The 15,849-nt window shown below is 66.9% G+C and carries 14 protein-coding genes; 11 read left to right on the top strand and 3 right to left on the bottom strand.

Going from position 1 to position 15,849, the window contains the following annotated elements:
• Positions 1–219: 219 nt before the first annotated feature.
• Genes MNI96_RS17820 through MNI96_RS17800 form a run of 5 tightly spaced genes read left to right on the top strand, consistent with a single transcriptional unit; the run spans position 220 to position 6,457 of the window.
• Positions 220–1,689 carry a cryptochrome/photolyase family protein gene (locus tag MNI96_RS17820; protein WP_249695327.1) on the top strand — a complete coding sequence of 490 codons (1,470 nt, stop codon included), beginning with the start codon at positions 220–222 and terminating at the stop codon, positions 1,687–1,689.
• 16 nt (positions 1,690–1,705) lie between these two features.
• The gene (locus tag MNI96_RS17815; RefSeq protein ID WP_249695325.1) at positions 1,706–3,010 is read left to right on the top strand and encodes an NAD(P)/FAD-dependent oxidoreductase; all 1,305 of its coding nucleotides are present in this window, start codon (positions 1,706–1,708) and stop codon (positions 3,008–3,010) included.
• On the top strand, positions 3,007–3,843 hold the full coding sequence (locus MNI96_RS17810) for a DUF1365 domain-containing protein (RefSeq protein ID WP_249695323.1): 837 nt from the start codon (positions 3,007–3,009) through the stop codon (positions 3,841–3,843). The genes MNI96_RS17815 and MNI96_RS17810 overlap by 4 nt, the downstream gene beginning before the upstream one ends.
• 34 nt (positions 3,844–3,877) lie before the next feature.
• Complete coding sequence (locus tag MNI96_RS17805) at positions 3,878–5,107, top strand: SAM-dependent methyltransferase (protein WP_249695321.1); 1,230 nt, start codon at positions 3,878–3,880, stop codon at positions 5,105–5,107.
• Positions 5,108–5,110: 3 nt separating this feature from the next.
• The gene (locus tag MNI96_RS17800; protein ID WP_249695319.1) at positions 5,111–6,457 is read left to right on the top strand and encodes an MFS transporter; all 1,347 of its coding nucleotides are present in this window, start codon (positions 5,111–5,113) and stop codon (positions 6,455–6,457) included.
• A gap of 9 nt (positions 6,458–6,466) precedes the next feature.
• On the opposite strand, the gene MNI96_RS17795 is transcribed toward MNI96_RS17800, so the two are convergent.
• Together MNI96_RS17795 and MNI96_RS17790 are read right to left on the bottom strand one after the other, a co-directional pair.
• On the bottom strand, positions 6,467–7,285 hold the full coding sequence (locus tag MNI96_RS17795; RefSeq protein ID WP_249695317.1) for an SDR family NAD(P)-dependent oxidoreductase: 819 nt from the start codon (positions 7,283–7,285) through the stop codon (positions 6,467–6,469).
• A gap of 145 nt (positions 7,286–7,430) precedes the next feature.
• A complete protein-coding gene (locus MNI96_RS17790) occupies positions 7,431–8,075 on the bottom strand; it encodes a ChrR family anti-sigma-E factor (protein WP_249695315.1) in 645 nt (214 codons plus the stop codon).
• A 365-nt stretch (positions 8,076–8,440) separates the two neighbouring features.
• Here MNI96_RS17790 and MNI96_RS17785 point away from each other — a divergent pair, with 365 nt between their 5' ends.
• A complete protein-coding gene (locus tag MNI96_RS17785) occupies positions 8,441–9,481 on the top strand; it encodes a cysteine synthase A (protein WP_249695313.1) in 1,041 nt (346 codons plus the stop codon).
• 133 nt (positions 9,482–9,614) lie between these two features.
• Here the strand turns inward: MNI96_RS17785 and MNI96_RS17780 are convergent, their stop codons facing one another.
• Positions 9,615–10,133, bottom strand: a complete 519-nt coding sequence (locus MNI96_RS17780; RefSeq protein WP_249695311.1) for a hypothetical protein — start codon at positions 10,131–10,133, stop codon at positions 9,615–9,617.
• Between the two features lie 186 nt (positions 10,134–10,319).
• Here MNI96_RS17780 and cls point away from each other — a divergent pair, with 186 nt between their 5' ends.
• The 5 genes from cls (at position 10,320) to MNI96_RS17755 (ending at position 15,641) form a co-directional block, all read left to right on the top strand.
• On the top strand, positions 10,320–11,771 hold the full coding sequence (gene cls, locus MNI96_RS17775) for a cardiolipin synthase (protein ID WP_249695309.1): 1,452 nt from the start codon (positions 10,320–10,322) through the stop codon (positions 11,769–11,771).
• A gap of 101 nt (positions 11,772–11,872) precedes the next feature.
• Entirely contained in the window at positions 11,873–12,586 is a 714-nt protein-coding gene (locus tag MNI96_RS17770) for an alanyl-tRNA editing protein (RefSeq protein ID WP_249695306.1), read from the top strand.
• Between the two features lie 47 nt (positions 12,587–12,633).
• The gene (gene sseA / locus MNI96_RS17765; RefSeq protein ID WP_249695304.1) at positions 12,634–13,476 is read left to right on the top strand and encodes a 3-mercaptopyruvate sulfurtransferase; all 843 of its coding nucleotides are present in this window, start codon (positions 12,634–12,636) and stop codon (positions 13,474–13,476) included.
• 151 nt (positions 13,477–13,627) lie between these two features.
• Positions 13,628–15,298, top strand: a complete 1,671-nt coding sequence (locus MNI96_RS17760; RefSeq protein WP_249695302.1) for a formate--tetrahydrofolate ligase — start codon at positions 13,628–13,630, stop codon at positions 15,296–15,298.
• A 49-nt stretch (positions 15,299–15,347) separates the two neighbouring features.
• Positions 15,348–15,641, top strand: coding sequence for a GIY-YIG nuclease family protein (locus tag MNI96_RS17755; RefSeq protein ID WP_228188582.1), 294 nt, complete (start codon positions 15,348–15,350; stop codon positions 15,639–15,641).
• The last annotated feature ends 208 nt before the right edge of the window (positions 15,642–15,849 follow it).

Raw genomic sequence — 15,849 nt, 5'->3', positions numbered from 1 at the left:
AACACGCTTCCCCGCGCCGGCCGGATACAGACCCGTTCGACCGACCTCCCTTGACAAAAACGGCCGCGCCAATCGCGCGGCCGTTTTTTCGTTTCCGCCCGTGGCCCGCCTTGCGCACCTGCTCGCCTTTCGCGGCGACTGCGTAAAAAGTGCTGATCCATCAGACATCAAACGGCGTATCGAAAGGCACAGACCCGCTGAAGACGGAATTTCCTCCATATGCCATCCAAGGACAGCCCTGCCCCGATTGTCGTCTGGTTCCGCGATGACCTGCGCCTCGACGACAATCCTGCGCTTGCCGCAGCGGTGGAAGAGGGACGCCCCGTCGTCGCCCTTTATGTGCTGGACGAGGGCAAGGACGCGCCCCGCGCACCGGGCGGTGCCTCTTGCTGGTGGCTGAACCTGTCGCTGAAGGCGCTTGCCCGTGACCTTGCGAGGATCGGCGTGCCGCTGGTCCTGCGCAAAGGCCCGGCGCTGACGGCCGTGCGCGAGGTGCTCGCCGAGGCTGGGGCCGCGCGGATCGTGTGGAACCGGCGCTATGAGGCGGCCGGCATCGCCATCGACACCGAGCTGAAATCCGCCTTGCGCGCCGACGGCCTCGTCGCCGAGAGCTTCAACGGCGCGCTGCTGGCCGAACCGTGGGACGTTCTCACCCGCGAAGGCCAGCCCTACCGCGTGTTCTCCCCCTTCTTCCGCGCGATGAATGCGCGCGGCGCCCCGGCGCAGCCGAAGGATTTCGAGACCCCCGCCCGCCCCTTGCCGGCACCGCCCGCGCTCGAGAGCGAGGAGATCGACGACCTGCTTCCCCTGCCCGCGCGCCCCGACTGGGCCGGCGGCCTGCGCGACACCTGGACGCCGGGCGAGACCGGTGCGCGCAAGCGGCTGGAGGCATTTCTCGACGACCGGCTTTGCCGGTATGCCGCCCAGCGCGACATGCCGGGCGAGGACGCAACGTCCCTGCTGTCGCCGCATCTGCGCTTCGGCGAGATCTCGCCCCGCCGCGTCTGGTATGCGGCCGGCGAGCGCACCGCAGCGCGCGACGAGATCGGCGACAAGCAGCTCGACAAGTTCCGCGCCGAACTCGGCTGGCGGGAGTTCTCCTACCACCTGCTCTTCCACTTTCCCGATATCGGCCATGCCAATTTCCAGCCGCGCTTCGACGACTTCCCCTGGCGCACGGACGAGACGCAGTTCCGCGTGTGGACGAAGGGACAGACCGGCTATCCGCTGGTCGATGCCGGCATGCGCGAGCTCTGGCAGACCGGCTACATGCACAACCGGGTGCGGATGGTCGTCGCGTCCTTCCTGATCAAGCATCTGATGATCGACTGGCGAAAGGGCGAGGCCTGGTTCTGGGACACGCTCGTCGATGCGGACCCGGCCAACAACACCGCCAGCTGGCAGTGGGTGGCGGGCTCGGGGGCCGATGCCGCTCCTTACTTTCGCATCTTCAATCCCACCAGCCAGGGCGAGAAGTTCGACCCCGACGGCACATATGTGCGGCGCTGGGTACCGGAACTCGCCCGCCTGCCAGCCTCCCACATCTACAAGCCCCATGAGGCCCCGCGCGAGATTCTGGAGCGTGCCGGCATCCGCCTCGGCGACACCTATCCGCGGCCGATGGTCGAGCACGGCGCGGCGCGCCAGCGTGCCCTCGATGCCTTCCAAACCATAAAAAACGCTTCCTGAAGAAGAAGGATACGCAATGCGCATTGCCGTCATCGGTTCCGGCATCGCCGGCAACAGCGCCGCCTGGGCCCTGAGCGGGAGGCACGACGTCACACTCTACGAGAAGCGTGCGCGCCCCGGCGGCCATAGCGCCACCGTGGACATCGACTATGACGGCACCCCGATGGCCGTGGACACCGGCTTCATCGTCTACAACGAGCTGAATTACCCCAACCTGACCGCCCTGTTCGATCATCTCGGCGTCTCGACCGAGGCGAGCGACATGAGCTTTTCCTTTTCGCTCGACGGCGGCGTACGGGAGTGGTCGGGCTGCAATCTCGACACCATCTTCGGTCAGCGGCGCAACATCGTCTCGCTGCGCTTCATGTGGATGCTGCGCGAGATCCTGCGCTTCAACCGCATGAGCGTTTCCGACCGCGCCTCCGGCTATCTGAGCGGCCTGTCGCTCGCGGACTACCTGGCGCGGCGCAAGTTCTCGCCCTGCTTTGCCAGCGACTACCTGCTGCCGATGGGCGCGGCGATCTGGTCGACGCCACCGGCGCACATGCTGGCCTTCCCGGCGGAAAACTTCATCGCCTTCTTCGAGAACCACCGGCTGGTCAACCGCGATCGCCCGGTCTGGCGCACGGTCTCGGGCGGCAGCCGAACCTATGTGGAGCGCCTCCTGTCGCCCTTGCGCGGCCGCGTCAGGCTGGCGACGCCCGTCGCCGAGGTCACCCGCCACAAGGGCCGGGTTCATGTGCGCGACACGTCGGGCCACGAGGACGTCTTCGACCACGTGGTGCTCGCCTCCCATACCGACCAGACGCTGGCGATGCTCGCCGACGCCTCGCCGGAAGAGCGCAACATCCTCGGCGCGGTGCGCTACCGTCCCAACCAGGTGTACCTGCACCGCGACCGAACGCTGATGCCGCGCCGGCGTCGGGTCTGGGCGTCGTGGAACTACATCGCCTCCAGCGATCCAGGCGCGCCCTACCGCGATGCCTCGGTCACCTACTGGATGAACCGGCTGCAGAACCTTCCCCAGGACAAGCCGGTCTTCGTCAGCCTCAATCCGGTCGAGCCTCCGCGCGAGGACCTTACTTTCGGCGCCTTCGAGTACGATCATCCGCAGTTCGACGCGGCCGCCATCGCCGCACAGAAGGCGCTCGGCCAGATCCAGGGCAATCGCAACACCTGGTTCTGCGGCGCCTGGTGCGGATACGGCTTTCACGAGGACGGCCTTGCCGCCGGCCTCTCCGTCGCCGAGGCGATCGGCTGCGAGATCCCCTGGCGCGTCGGCGCGGACGGCGTCGCGCGCACCGCGGAGGCCGCCGAATGACCCCGCGCCCCATGGCGACGACACAGGACGCCAACGGCCCGCCGCCCGAGGCGGCCGCCGTGCTCTATCCGGGCAAGGTCATGCATGCCCGGCTGAAGCCCTTCGGCCACCGCTTCGACTATTCGGTGTTCTCGCTGCTGGTCGATCTCGACCGGCTGGGCGAGGCGGACCGGCAGTCGCGGCTGTTCTCCGTCGGCCGCTTCAATCTCGCTTCCTTCCACGAGGCCGATCACGGCCCGCGCGACGGCACCCCCTTGCGCGCCCATGTGGAGGCGCTGCTCGCCGCGCGCGGGATAGACGAGCCACCGGCGCGGATCCTGCTGCTGTGCTATCCGCGCATCCTCGGCTACGTGTTCAATCCGCTGTCGGTCTATTTCGCCTATGACGCGGACGACCGGCTCACGGCGCTCGTCTACGAGGTGCGCAACACGTTCGGCGACATCCACACCTATGTGGAGCCGGTGCGCGAGAGCCAGCGCGGGCCGGAGGGGATCCGCCAGTCCCGCGCCAAGGCCTTCTACGTCTCGCCCTTCATCGACATGGCGCAGACCTACGCCTTCCGCGTGCTGCCGCCGGGCAAGGCAGTGCGCATTCGCATCCTGGAAAGTGACGCCGAGGGACCTCTGCTGTCCGCAGCTTTCGCGGGAACGGCGCTTCCGGCGACCAGCCGGGCACTTTTCTCGCTCTGCTTGAAAATCCCGTTCATGACACTCAAAGTGGTCGGCGGAATCCACTGGGAGGCGCTCCGCTTGTGGCTGAAGGGCGCGCCTTTTCATTCGCCGTCTCAACGTCCGGGAACCATTCGACGCCACAAAGCATATACGGGTAGCTGAAGTGTCCCGGCTGTCCGACGAGGAGCGACCGATCATGTCGACTGCGATCGTTCTCACACCTGAAAATGCCCGCCAGGCCCTGGCCGGACTTCCCCGGCTCGCGCGCCTCGGCCTTCGCATCGCGCTCAACCTCAAGGCCGGGTCCTTGAGCGTGGAGACCCCCGAAGGCAAGCACTTCCTGATCCGCGGCGAGTTGCCCGGCCCGGACGCGCAGGTGCGCATCCACTCCTGGCGCTTCATCCGCCGCCTGCTCAGCGGCTCGGATATCGGCGTCGGCGAAAGCTACATGGTCGGCGAGTGGACGAGTTCCGACGTCACCACCTTCCTGGAGCTGTTCTGCCGCAACCGCGACGCCACCGCCGACATGCTGCGCGGCAGCCCGATCTTCCGCATGATGGTGCGTGTCCGTCACTGGCTGAACCGCAACACCCGGTCCGGCTCGCGGCGCAACATCTCCGCCCATTACGACCTCGGCAATGCGTTCTACAAGGAATGGCTCGACCCGACGATGACCTATTCCTCGGCGCTCTACGACGGCGGCGTCAACGACCTGGAACAGGCGCAGAAGCGCAAGTACCGGGCGCTGGCGGAGGAGAGCGGCATCACGCCCGATCACCACGTGCTGGAGATCGGCTGCGGCTGGGGCGGCTTTGCCGAGTTCGTCGCCAGCGAGATCGGCGCCAGGGTCACCGGCCTTACCATCTCGCGCGAGCAGTTCGACTTCGCCTCCAAGCGCATCCAGGACGCGGGTCTCGCCGACCGGGTGACGCTGAAGCTGCAGGACTATCGCGACGAGCGCCGGCAATACGACCGCGTCGCCTCCATCGAGATGTTCGAGGCGGTCGGCGAGGAATACTGGAGCACCTATTTCCAGACCGTGTCGAACTGCCTGAAGCCCGGCGGTCGGGCCGGCCTGCAGATCATCACGATCCAGGACAAGCTGTTCGACGACTACCGCCGCACGCCGGACTTCATCCAGCGCCACGTTTTCCCGGGCGGCATGCTGCCGCCTCCGGGCGAGCTGGAAGCGCTCGGCGACCGCTCGGGCCTGAAACTCGCCGCCCAGCGCATCTTCGGCCACGACTATGCCCGCACGCTGGAGGAATGGCGCCAGCGCTTCTGGGCCGCCTGGCCGCGCATCCGCCCGCTCGGCTTCGACGACCGGTTCAAGCGGCTGTGGGAGTTCTATTTCCACTACTGCGAGGCCGGCTTCCGCTCGGGCAATATCGACGTGCGCCAGATGATCTACGAAAAGGCGCGATGACATATGGCGCCAGCGCCGGGCCCGTCATGGGCGCAACTTGCGGCCTATGCGGGACCGGCGCTGCCTCTGGCGGCGCTCACCCTGCCGCTCTACGTCATCCTGCCGAGCTATTATGCCGGCGCCATCGGCCTGCCGCTCGCGCAGGTCGGATTCATCCTGCTGATCGTGCGGCTGGCGGACGCGATCTCCGATCCGCTGGTGGGCCTCGCCGCCGACCGCTTCCGTCCGCCGCTCGGCCGGCGGCGCGGCTGGCTGGCGCTCGCCGCCCTGCCCGCCGCACTCGCGGCCTTCATGATCCTGACGCCGCCCGATGGTGCGAGCTGGGCCTATCTGCTCGGCTGGGGACTGGCGCTCTCGGTCGGCTATACGGCGGCGATCATACCCTACACCGCCTGGGGGGCGGAGCTTGCCGACGACTATCACGGCCGCAGCCGCGTTGCCGGAGCGCGCGAGGGGATGGTGCTCGTCGGCACGCTGGTCGCGATTTCCGTGCCGGCGCTGGTGGAGGCGAGCGGGGCAGGCGGCCAGGGCGATGCGCTTGCCGTGCTCGCCTGGCTCGTCGCCCTGTCGCTTCCCCTGGCGGTCGCCGTTGCCGTCCGCGTCCTCCCTGAACCGGTGGAGGCGAGCCGTGCCCTGCCGGGCCTGCGCGAGGGATTTGCCCATCTGGCCGCCAACCGCCCGTTCCTGCGCCTGCTTGCAGCCTTCATCGTCAACGGCTTCGCCAACGGCTTGCCGGCGACCCTGTTCCTGTTCTTCGTTGCGCGGGTGCTGGAGGCGCCGCAGATGCAGGGGCCGTTCCTGTTCCTCTATTTCTTCTGCGGCATTGCCGGCGTGCCGCTGTGGATCGCCGTCTCCAGGCGGCTCGGCAAGCATCGCAGCTGGTCGCTCGCCATGCTGGGCGCCTGCGCGATCTTCGCCCTGGTGCCGCTGCTCGGCCCGGGCGACCTTTTCGGCTTCGCCGCGATCTGCGTCCTCACCGGCCTGGCACTCGGCGCAGACCTTGCCCTCCCGTCCGCCATCCAGGCGGACGTGATCGATGTCGACCGCCTTGCGACCGGCAGCCGCCGGTCCGGGCTCTATTTCGCGCTGTGGGGGCTTGCGACGAAACTGTCGCTGGCGCTCGCCGTCGGGCTTGCCTTCCCGCTGCTCGACCTTGCCGGCTTTGCCGCGGAGGGCACCGGCACGGACGGCCTCGGCATGCTGGTGACGCTCTATGCGCTCGTGCCCGTCGCCCTCAAGCTCGCCGCCATCGCCTTGATGTGGAACTTTCCGCTCGATGCGAACGCGCATGCGGACCTTGCCCGCTCGCTCGCCGCGCGCGAGGCGGCGCCAAGCCGCCGGACGGTGTGACCGCCGGCCTCAGCTGTCCTTCGTCTTCGGCTCCCCCTTGCCCGACCAGCCGGTGGCGCGGGCGACCAGCGGAAAATACAGCCGGTAGGGCAGCAGGCGCAGCAGCTTCAGCTGCCGGGTGAAGCGCTTGGGGAAGGTGATCTCGAAGCCGTTCGGCGCCTCCAGCCCCTCGACCACCTCGGCAACGGCCGCCTCGACGCTCATCAGGTGCGGCATGGGGAAAGGATTGTCCTTCGTCGCCGGCGTGTCGACGAAGCCAGGCGAGATCACCTGCAGGCAGATGCCGAGCCGGTCGAGGTCGAACTTCATCGCCTCCGCCAGATTGATGAGGCCTGCCTTGGTCGCCCCGTAGGCCGCCGAGGTCGGCAACCCGCTATAGCCGGCGACGGAAGCGACGATGGCGATCTGGCCGCGCCGGCGCGGCTTCATCGCCGCCACCAGCGGCACCAGGGCGTTCACTGTTCCCTTGAGGTTGACGTCGAAGGAAGTGTGGAAGGCGGAAAGGTCGGGATCGGTGCCGTCGACCGGCAGGTAGACCCCGGCGTTCAGCACGGCCATCGCAATACCGCCATGCTTCTCTTCCAGCTCGGCGACGATCTCGGCCATGCGCGCGGCATCGGTCACGTCGCCCGGCATCGGCAGGATCGCACCCGGGATCGCCATCTTGGCCAGATCCTGGAGCGCATCGGCCGAGCGCGCCGTCACCGCCACCGTCCAGCCGTACCGCTGCAGTTCCAGCGCCAGCGCTGCGCCGATGCCCGAACTTGCGCCGGTGACCCAGGCCACGCCGTCTTGAGGAGCAACGGCACCGCGCGCCTTCAATCTCATCGTCTGCCTCCATCCTGTCTTGCAGGGTTTACGGCAGGCAGGTGCCGGCGGATCGCCTCGAAGCTGCGAAGGGAATAAAACACACCGCACGGCCGGATCCCGTCAGGGTCCGGCCGCGACGGGCTCGAAATGTATCAGCGGCGGATCAGCCTCGCATGAAAGGCGCGAAAAGCCGGCCGATCGGGCCGGTCAGCCGCAGGCTGCCTTCGGTGACGGCGAAGCAGATGCAGTCCTCGTCGTCGTCCGCCACCGGCCGGTGGTCGACATCGTCGTCGGCATAGGCGACGTCGCCGCGCACATAGTGTCCGTGCAGGTCGGTGAAGCCGCCCTCCAGCACCAGAGTCAGCTCGGTGCCGTGGTGGGTATGGGAGGGCATCGCCATGCCGGCGCGGATCCACAGCAGGCTGGCGCTGCAGCCGTCCATCTCGGCGACCTTGTACTCCTTGAGGCCCGGAAGCTTGGTTCTCCAGGGGATGTCGGCCACATCCTTGCCGATGAAGTCGAAGAGCGGCAACGGCAGCCGCGTCCTGACGGCCATCCGCGGCACCGAGATTGGCTCCTCGGCGGGGGATGCGAAGATCGCGGCCAGCATGGCATCCCGATTGTCGATCCTCGCCGGGGCGATCTCTTCGAGCATCGTCCCGCCTGCAGCCTCGAGATCGCGGACGAACCCGCGATTGACCGGCGACAGGTCGAGATGGCTCCGCACAAGCAGTCTTGCAGGTTCGGCCAGCGTTCCGGCCACATATCCGGCCAGCAACGCGTCGAACTGTTCGCGTGATGCGTCCATTCCAATCCAATCCCTGTCGCGGCACCCCCAAGGCCGCGTCTCATCGCTCATACTCCACGAACCGCTCCGCGCCAATACATCCCGAGTGACGGCACGGTCGTGTCCGGAGATCCTTTGCCAGTGTTACGACGCCAGCCCCTCAGCGGATCATCGCCAGCATACGATTCCAAGCTTACGTGCACTGTGATGATTTATCGATCAACTTTGTAGAACAGGGCCGAAAGGATTATCAACGACGGCCTGACAAATGGGATGGGTTCGCTTGAAGGCCCTTCCCCTCCGGCCTACCCTGCCGGCCCATTTCACAACGCGCCCGGACGCCACGCGGCCGGCACCGCACGACCCTGGAACGGACGGAACGAGCGATGGACATCAAGACCTCCGTGATCGACGCAATCGGCAACACGCCGCTGATCCGCCTGAACCGGGCCTCCGAGCTGACCGGCTGCGAGATCTACGGCAAGGCCGAGTTCATGAATCCCGGCCAGTCGGTCAAGGATCGCGCCGCCCTCTACATCGTCCGCGATGCGGAGGCGCGCGGCGCCCTGCGCCCCGGCGGCGTCATCGTCGAGGGCACGGCCGGCAACACCGGCATCGGCCTTGCGCTCGTCGGCAATGCGCTCGGCTACCGCTCGGTGATCGTCATTCCCGAGACGCAGAGCCAGGAAAAGAAGGACATGCTGCGGCTCGCCGGCGCGGAGCTGGTCGAGGTGCCGGCCGTGCCCTATCGCAATCCCAACAACTACGTGAAGCTGTCCGGCCGCCTTGCCGAACAGATGGCGAAGACGGAAGCCAACGGCGCGATCTGGGCCAACCAGTTCGACAATGTCGCCAACCGGCAGGCGCATGTCGAGACGACCGGCCCGGAGATCTGGCGCCAGACCGACGGCAAGGTCGACGGCTTCGTCTGCGCCGTCGGCTCGGGCGGCACGCTGGCCGGCGTCGGCATGGCGTTGAAAGGGTTCAACCCGAAGATCCGCATCGGCCTTGCCGATCCGATGGGCGCCGCGCTCTTCAACTACTACGCCCATGGCGAGCTGAAGGCGGAAGGCTCCTCGATCACCGAGGGCATCGGCCAGGGCCGCATCACCGCCAACCTGGAGGATGCACCGGTCGACATGCCGTTCCAGATCCCGGATGCGGAGGCGGTGCAGGTCGTCTTCGACCTGCTGGAGCACGAGGGCCTGTGCCTTGGCGGGTCCTCCGGCATCAATGTCGCCGGCGCCATCCGCATGGCGCGCGAGATGGGTCCCGGGCATACCATCGTCACCATCCTGTGCGACTACGGCAACCGCTACCAGTCGAAGCTGTTCAACCCGGACTTCCTGCGCTCCAAGGACCTGCCGGTGCCGGGCTGGCTGGAAAAGCCGAGCACCATCGCCGCCCCGTTCGAGGAGGTCGCCTGAGGAGGTAGCCTGAGCGGGACGCTGCGGATGAGCCCTGCCGTGGCTGCCGGCGTCACCGACAAGCTCTGGTCGCAATGATGGACGAAGTTGCACCCAAGCTTGGGCCGCGCGGGTCTTCGCAAGTAGCGTGCAACTACCGCTGAATAAGGGACCGATACCAGTCTACATAAGGGTTGTCGCCTTGGGTCAGAGTCGGCACAACTTCTTGCTGCTGTTCAAGCCATTGTATGGGAATTTCGAAGTTGGTTTGCTTGGCATCAATCGGCCCGAGCCGAACCGCCACATAGCGTTCGAAAGATTCTTGCCTAGAAACGGACGCAGCCAATCGGGCATCTACGGACTTGATGCTTTCATTCAAGCCGCCAACAGAGTCCGTCAGGGTAGTCAGCCCCGCATTTGTGACCCTAAGTTCTGCAGTCAGTCCAGCAAACTGCGAGCGAAGATCGCTGTCTGCTGTCGTGGCGGCCTGATGGGTGTCTGCGTTTCGATTCTGTGCTTGTGTGACGGCAACCCTTATATCGGATATATCGGACTTGATCCCGCCAAAGGTGAAATGAGCTATAGCCCAAAGGGCCCCACTTATACCCACAACCCCGATAACAAGCTGTCTAATGGTCATTTGAACCACCGTTTCGCTGTTGAACTCTGCCATTCGCTTTCCCCCAGCATTCGCTCCACTGCGGAGCAATCGTAACACGAAAAACTAAACCCACTGCAACTCGCCAAAACCGGAACGTTCCGACTTAAATTTTCAAACTGTGACACTTCCGACCTGCCTTGTATTTGGGCGGGTTCCTCCCTACCGTCTTCCCCCGACCCTCGTTTCTACCGAGTTGAGATGATCCGCGATTTCGATCTCGCCGAGGCGCTCGTCGCCAACCTGCCGATCATCGCTGCGCTTACCTTTGCGCTCTACACGCTCGCTGCCGTCTGCGCGGTCCGCGAGGTGCTGCATTCCCGTACCTCGCAGGGCTCGGTCGCCTGGCTGCTGTCGCTGCTGTTCCTCCCCTTCCCCACCGCCTTCCTCTACCTCGTCTTCGGCTGGAAGAGGTTCGAGGACTACGGCGAGGTCCGCACCTATGCCGGCCGCGCGACCCGTGCGGCGCGCGCCGGCGAGTTGCGGCTGGCCGATGCCACCACCAGCACCAGTTGGCCGGTGCTTACCCGCATCGCCCAGATCCCGTTTCTCGCCGGCAATTCGGTCGAATTGCTGGTCGACGGACCGGACACGTTCGACTCGATCTTCGCCGGCATCGCCAGGGCGCGGCACGAGGTCCTGGTGCAGTTCTTCATCATCCGCGACGACGGGCTCGGTCAGCGGCTGGCCGAGGTTCTGACCGAGCGCGCCGAGGCGGGCGTGCGCGTCCATGTCCTTTACGACGACGTCGGCTCCAAGGGCTTGCCGCGCAGCTACCGCCGCCGGTTGCGCAAGGCGGGCGTCAGGATCGCCGGCTTCAACCAGCGCCACAAGTGGCTGCGCTTTACCGGCCCGATGCGCCTCAACTACCGCAACCATCGCAAAATCGTCGTGGTGGACGGCGAGACAGCCTGGGTGGGCGGGCACAATGTGGGCGACGAGTATGTCGGCCTGTCGAAGGAATTCGGCCACTGGCGCGACACCCATGTGAAGGTTGCGGGGCCTGCGGCCATCGCCTGCGCCCTCTCCTTCTGCGAGGACTGGCACTGGGCGACCGGCACGCCGATCCGGCCCTATCTGCCGGTGCCGATCCCCCAGCCGGGCGACGAGCCCGTGCTGGTCATGCCGACGGGCCCGGCCGACCGGTTCGACGACTGCGCCATCGCCTTTTCCGAAGTCATCGCCCGGGCGCGCGAGCGGCTGTGGATCGTCAGTCCGTATTTCGTGCCGGAAGAGGCGATCCAGACCGCGCTGATGGCCGCGGCCATGCGCGGCGTCGACGTGCGCATCCTCTTGCCCGAGAAGGCCGACCACCGGCTGGTCTGGCTGGCGAGCTACGCCCATGCCGACGACATGGTCGACTACGGCATCAAGGTCTATCGCTACACATCCGGCTTCCTGCACCAGAAGGTGATCCTGGTCGACGACGCGCTCGCAGGCATCGGCACGGTGAATTTCGACTCCCGCTCCTTCCGCATCAATTTCGAGGTGACGCTGTGGTTCACCCACGACCGCTCAATCGGCAAGGTGGAGCGGATGCTGGAGCGCGATTTCGCCAATGCACGACCGACGACGCCGGAGGATCTGGAGGTGCGCTCCTTCGCCTTCCGCCTCATCGCCCAGGCCGCGCGGCTGTTCTCGCCGATCCTTTGAGGCGGTAGATTCTCGCCGCCGCGGACGGTTGATTGCCGGAGCCGATCGGATAGGCTGGCGCTCCTGCCTGAATCGCACGGCTGACCGACCGGGGAATTTTCATGACGGACCTGCTTTTTCGAGACGATGCCTACCTGCGCAGCTGCGATGCGCGGGTGACCGCCATCACCGACCGCGGCGGCATCGTCCTCGACCGGACCGTCTTCTACGCGACCAGTGGCGGGCAGCCGGGCGACAGCGGCCGGATCGAGCTTGCCGACGGCCGCCAGATCCCGATTGCCACCACCGTCTATGGCGAGGACCGCAGCCAGATCGTCCATGTTCCGGCGGAGGGCGAGGCGCTCCCGGCCGTCGGCGACGGGATCGTGCTGCATCTCGACTGGGATCGCCGCTACCGGTTGATGCGCGTGCACACCGCGCTGCACCTGCTCTCCGTCGTCCTGCCCTTCCCCGTCACCGGCGGACAGATCGGCGAGGGCGAGGGCCGTCTCGACTTCGACCTGCCCGAGGGCAGCCCGGACAAGGACGAGGTCGCGGCGAAGGTCAACGAGATCGCCGCCGCCGACCATGCGGTCACCACCGACTGGATCACCGACGAGGAGCTGCTGGCCAAGCCCGAGATGGTCAAGACCATGAGCGTCAAGCCGCCGATGGGCAGCGGGCGCGTGCGGCTGGTGCGCATCGGCGATGTCGACCTGCAGCCCTGCGGCGGCACCCATGTCAGCCGCACCTCGGAGATCGGCCCGCTCATCGTCACCAAGATCGAGAAGAAGGGCCGCCAGAACCGGCGCGTGCGCATCCAGCTCGCCGACTGACGCTCCTCCCCCTCTCCCCTTCCATCGCTCCAGCGAGGCTTTCAGCAATGGCGCTTTCCCCGCTCGTCTCGACCCAGTGGCTGGCCTACAAGATCGCCTCGCCGGACCTTGTCGTCGTCAATGCCTGGCTGCCGCCGCTCGGCAAGCCGGACACCCCGCCCGAGTATCCGCAAGGCCACATTCCCGGCGCGGTGTTCTTCGACGTCAACGCGGTCGCCGACACGACCAGCGACCTGCCGCACATGCTCCCACCCGCGCATGTCTTTTCCTCGATGATGCGGCGCATGGGCATCGGCGACGGCCAGACCATCGTCGTCTACGACGGCGTCGGGCTCTATTCCGCCGCCCGCGTGTGGTGGATGTTCCGCGCCATGGGCGTCAGCCAGGTCTTCGTGCTCGACGGCGGCCTGCCCAAGTGGAAGGCGGAAGGTCGCCCGCTCGAGGACGGCGCGCCCGCCCCGCGCGGCGAGCGCCACTTCACCGCGCGGCTCAACAACGGCCTCGTCGCCGATCTCGACAAGGTGGCGCAGGCGCTCCGCAGCGGCCAGCAGGTGCTGGACGCGCGCTCGCGCGGCCGTTTCGCCGGCCGCGATCCGGAGCCGCGCGCAGGGCTTCGCAGCGGCCACATGCCCGGCGCGTTGAACCTGCCCTTCACCGAACTGATGGAGGACGGCCGCCTGAAGCCCGCCGAGGACCTTGCCGCCGCGTTCGACGCGGCCGGCATCGACCGCTCGCGCCCCGTCATCACCAGCTGCGGCTCCGGCGTCACCGCGGCGATCCTGTCGCTGGCACTCGCCATCACCGGCCACGAACGCTCCGCCGTCTATGACGGGTCGTGGACCGAGTGGGGCGGACGCGAGGACATGCCGCTCGCCACCGGCGAGGACTGACCGCATTTTGACCCGCAGGACGACGATTGCGCGATGCCGGCATGTCGGATCGCAAACAGTCGGCCCTGCCCTCAGCCTCTAGGATCGGCTTTCCAAATCGAACGATAGACGGCGGCAGATCAACGACCGCCCGGGGAGAGGACAGTTTGCCATGGCCAGTGACATCGAGATTGCCCGCGCCGCCAGGATGAAGCCGATCGCCGAGGTCGGCGCGCGGCTCGACATTCCGGCGGACGCGCTGGAAAGCTACGGATCGACCAAGGCCAAGGTCCGCTCCGACTTCATCAAGGGCCTGTCGGACCGCCCCGACGGCAAGCTGGTGCTGGTCACCGCCATCAACCCGACGCCCGCCGGCGAAGGGAAGACCACAACCACGGTCGGCCTTGGCGACGGGCTCAACCGCATCGGCAAGCGCGCGGCGATCTGCCTGCGCGAGCCCTCGCTCGGCCCCTGCTTCGGCATGAAGGGCGGCGCTGCCGGCGGCGGCTATGCCCAGGTCGTGCCGATGGAGGACATCAACCTCCATTTCACCGGCGACTTCCACGCCATCACCTCCGCCCACAACCTGCTGTCGGCGCTGATCGACAATCACATCTACTGGGGCAATGCGCTCGGCCTCGACACGCGGCGCATCACCTGGCGCCGGGTGATGGACATGAACGACCGGGCGCTGCGCCAGATCGTCGCCTCGCTCGGCGGCGTCGCCAACGGCTTCCCGCGCGAGGCCGGCTTCGACATCACCGTCGCCTCGGAGATCATGGCGATCCTCTGCCTTGCCAGCGACCTTGCCGACCTGCAGAAGCGGCTCGGCGACATCATCGTCGGCTATCGCCGCGACCGCAGCGCGGTCACCGCGCGCGACCTGGAGGCGGACGGCGCCATGACCGTGCTGCTCAAGGAGGCGATGCAGCCGAACCTCGTGCAGACGCTGGAGAACAACCCGGCCTTCGTGCATGGCGGCCCCTTCGCCAACATCGCCCATGGCTGCAACTCGGTGATCGCGACGAAGACCGCGCTCAAGCTTGCCGACTACGTGGTCACCGAGGCCGGCTTCGGCGCCGATCTCGGCGCGGAGAAGTTCTTCGACATCAAGTGCCGCAAGGCGGGTCTGAAGCCCGACGCGGCGGTCATCGTCGCGACCGTCCGGGCGCTGAAGATGAACGGCGGCGTTGGCCGCGAGGCGCTGGGGGAGGAGAATGTCGCGGCGCTGGTACGCGGCTGCGTCAATCTCGGCCGCCACATCGAGAACGTGAAGAGCTTCGGCCTGCCGGTCGTCGTTGCCATCAACCACTTCGTCAGCGACACGGACGCCGAGGTCGCAGCGCTCCAGGCCTATGCCGCCGAGCAGGGCGTCGAGGCGGTACTTTGCCGCCACTGGGCGGAAGGCTCCAAGGGCACCGAGGACCTTGCCCGCAAAGTGGTCGAGATGGTCGAGGGCGGGTCGTCCAACTTCGCGCCGATCTATCCCGACGACATGCCGCTGATGGCGAAGATCGAGACCATCGCCCGCAAGATCTACCGCGCCGACGGGGTCGCCGCCGACAAGTCGGTGGTCGACCAGCTGGAACGCTGGCAGGCGGACGGCTTCGGCCACCTGCCGGTCTGCATGGCCAAGACGCAGTATTCCTTCTCCGCCGACCCGACCTTGCGCGGTGCGCCGACCGGCCACATCGTGCCGGTGCGCGAGGTGCGGCTTTCGGCCGGCGCCGGCTTCGTCGTGGCGATCTGCGGCGAGATCATGACCATGCCCGGCCTGCCCAAGGTCCCCTCCGCCAACCACATCCGCCTCGATGCGGACGGCCGGATCGAGGGCCTGTTCTAGGCGCCAGCCCCGCCCTGGCGGGGCGGCCGAAATCGGGCATGTGGGGCGAATGCGCGATCACAACTACTATGTCTACATCCTGGCCAGCGGCGTCGGCGGGACCCTCTACACGGGGGTCACCAACGATGTTGCACGCCGGGTTTCGGAGCATCGCGACAAGATCGCGCGCTCCTTCACCGCCCGCCACGACGTCACCCACCTTGTCTATTTCGAACATCATACCGATGTCGAAGCCGCCATCCGGCGGGAAAAGCAGATCAAGCGCTGGAAACGGGCCTGGAAGATCAGGCTCATCGAAGAGCATAACCGCGACTGGCGCGACCTCTTTCACGGCCTTCCATAGTCCGCCATCACGATACGCAGGCAGCACCCCACCCTCCGCCTGTCGTCCCGGTTTCGGCGCAGCCGAAGACCGGGACCCAGTAACCCCGAACGGTTCCGCTCACGCCCTGAAGGCGCCAAGAGGAAGCCCCTCTTCGCGTCACCACGACCGCGAGCGGATACTGGATGCCTGCCTTCGCAGGCATGACAGCGAGAAGATGGCCGACGCA

The sequence above is a fragment of the Stappia sp. WLB 29 genome (assembly GCF_023507705.1).
Lineage (GTDB): Bacteria > Pseudomonadota > Alphaproteobacteria > Rhizobiales > Stappiaceae > Stappia.
The sequence above is the reverse complement of the archived record's forward strand: the minus strand, read 5'-3'. Positions and strand labels throughout refer to the sequence as shown.

Coding starts and splice junctions, on each gene's coding strand:
- MNI96_RS17810 (WP_249695323.1), top strand. CDS start 3,007: ATGACCCCGCGCCCCATGGCGACGACACAGGACGCCAACGGCCCGCCG.
- MNI96_RS17785 (WP_249695313.1), top strand. CDS start 8,441: ATGGACATCAAGACCTCCGTGATCGACGCAATCGGCAACACGCCGCTG.
- sseA (WP_249695304.1), top strand. CDS start 12,634: ATGGCGCTTTCCCCGCTCGTCTCGACCCAGTGGCTGGCCTACAAGATC.
- MNI96_RS17820 (WP_249695327.1), top strand. CDS start 220: ATGCCATCCAAGGACAGCCCTGCCCCGATTGTCGTCTGGTTCCGCGAT.
- MNI96_RS17815 (WP_249695325.1), top strand. CDS start 1,706: ATGCGCATTGCCGTCATCGGTTCCGGCATCGCCGGCAACAGCGCCGCC.
- MNI96_RS17755 (WP_228188582.1), top strand. CDS start 15,348: ATGCGCGATCACAACTACTATGTCTACATCCTGGCCAGCGGCGTCGGC.
- MNI96_RS17790 (WP_249695315.1), bottom strand. CDS start 8,075: ATGGACGCATCACGCGAACAGTTCGACGCGTTGCTGGCCGGATATGTG.
- MNI96_RS17795 (WP_249695317.1), bottom strand. CDS start 7,285: ATGAGATTGAAGGCGCGCGGTGCCGTTGCTCCTCAAGACGGCGTGGCC.
- MNI96_RS17780 (WP_249695311.1), bottom strand. CDS start 10,133: ATGGCAGAGTTCAACAGCGAAACGGTGGTTCAAATGACCATTAGACAG.
- cls (WP_249695309.1), top strand. CDS start 10,320: ATGATCCGCGATTTCGATCTCGCCGAGGCGCTCGTCGCCAACCTGCCG.
- MNI96_RS17770 (WP_249695306.1), top strand. CDS start 11,873: ATGACGGACCTGCTTTTTCGAGACGATGCCTACCTGCGCAGCTGCGAT.
- MNI96_RS17805 (WP_249695321.1), top strand. CDS start 3,878: ATGTCGACTGCGATCGTTCTCACACCTGAAAATGCCCGCCAGGCCCTG.
- MNI96_RS17760 (WP_249695302.1), top strand. CDS start 13,628: ATGGCCAGTGACATCGAGATTGCCCGCGCCGCCAGGATGAAGCCGATC.
- MNI96_RS17800 (WP_249695319.1), top strand. CDS start 5,111: ATGGCGCCAGCGCCGGGCCCGTCATGGGCGCAACTTGCGGCCTATGCG.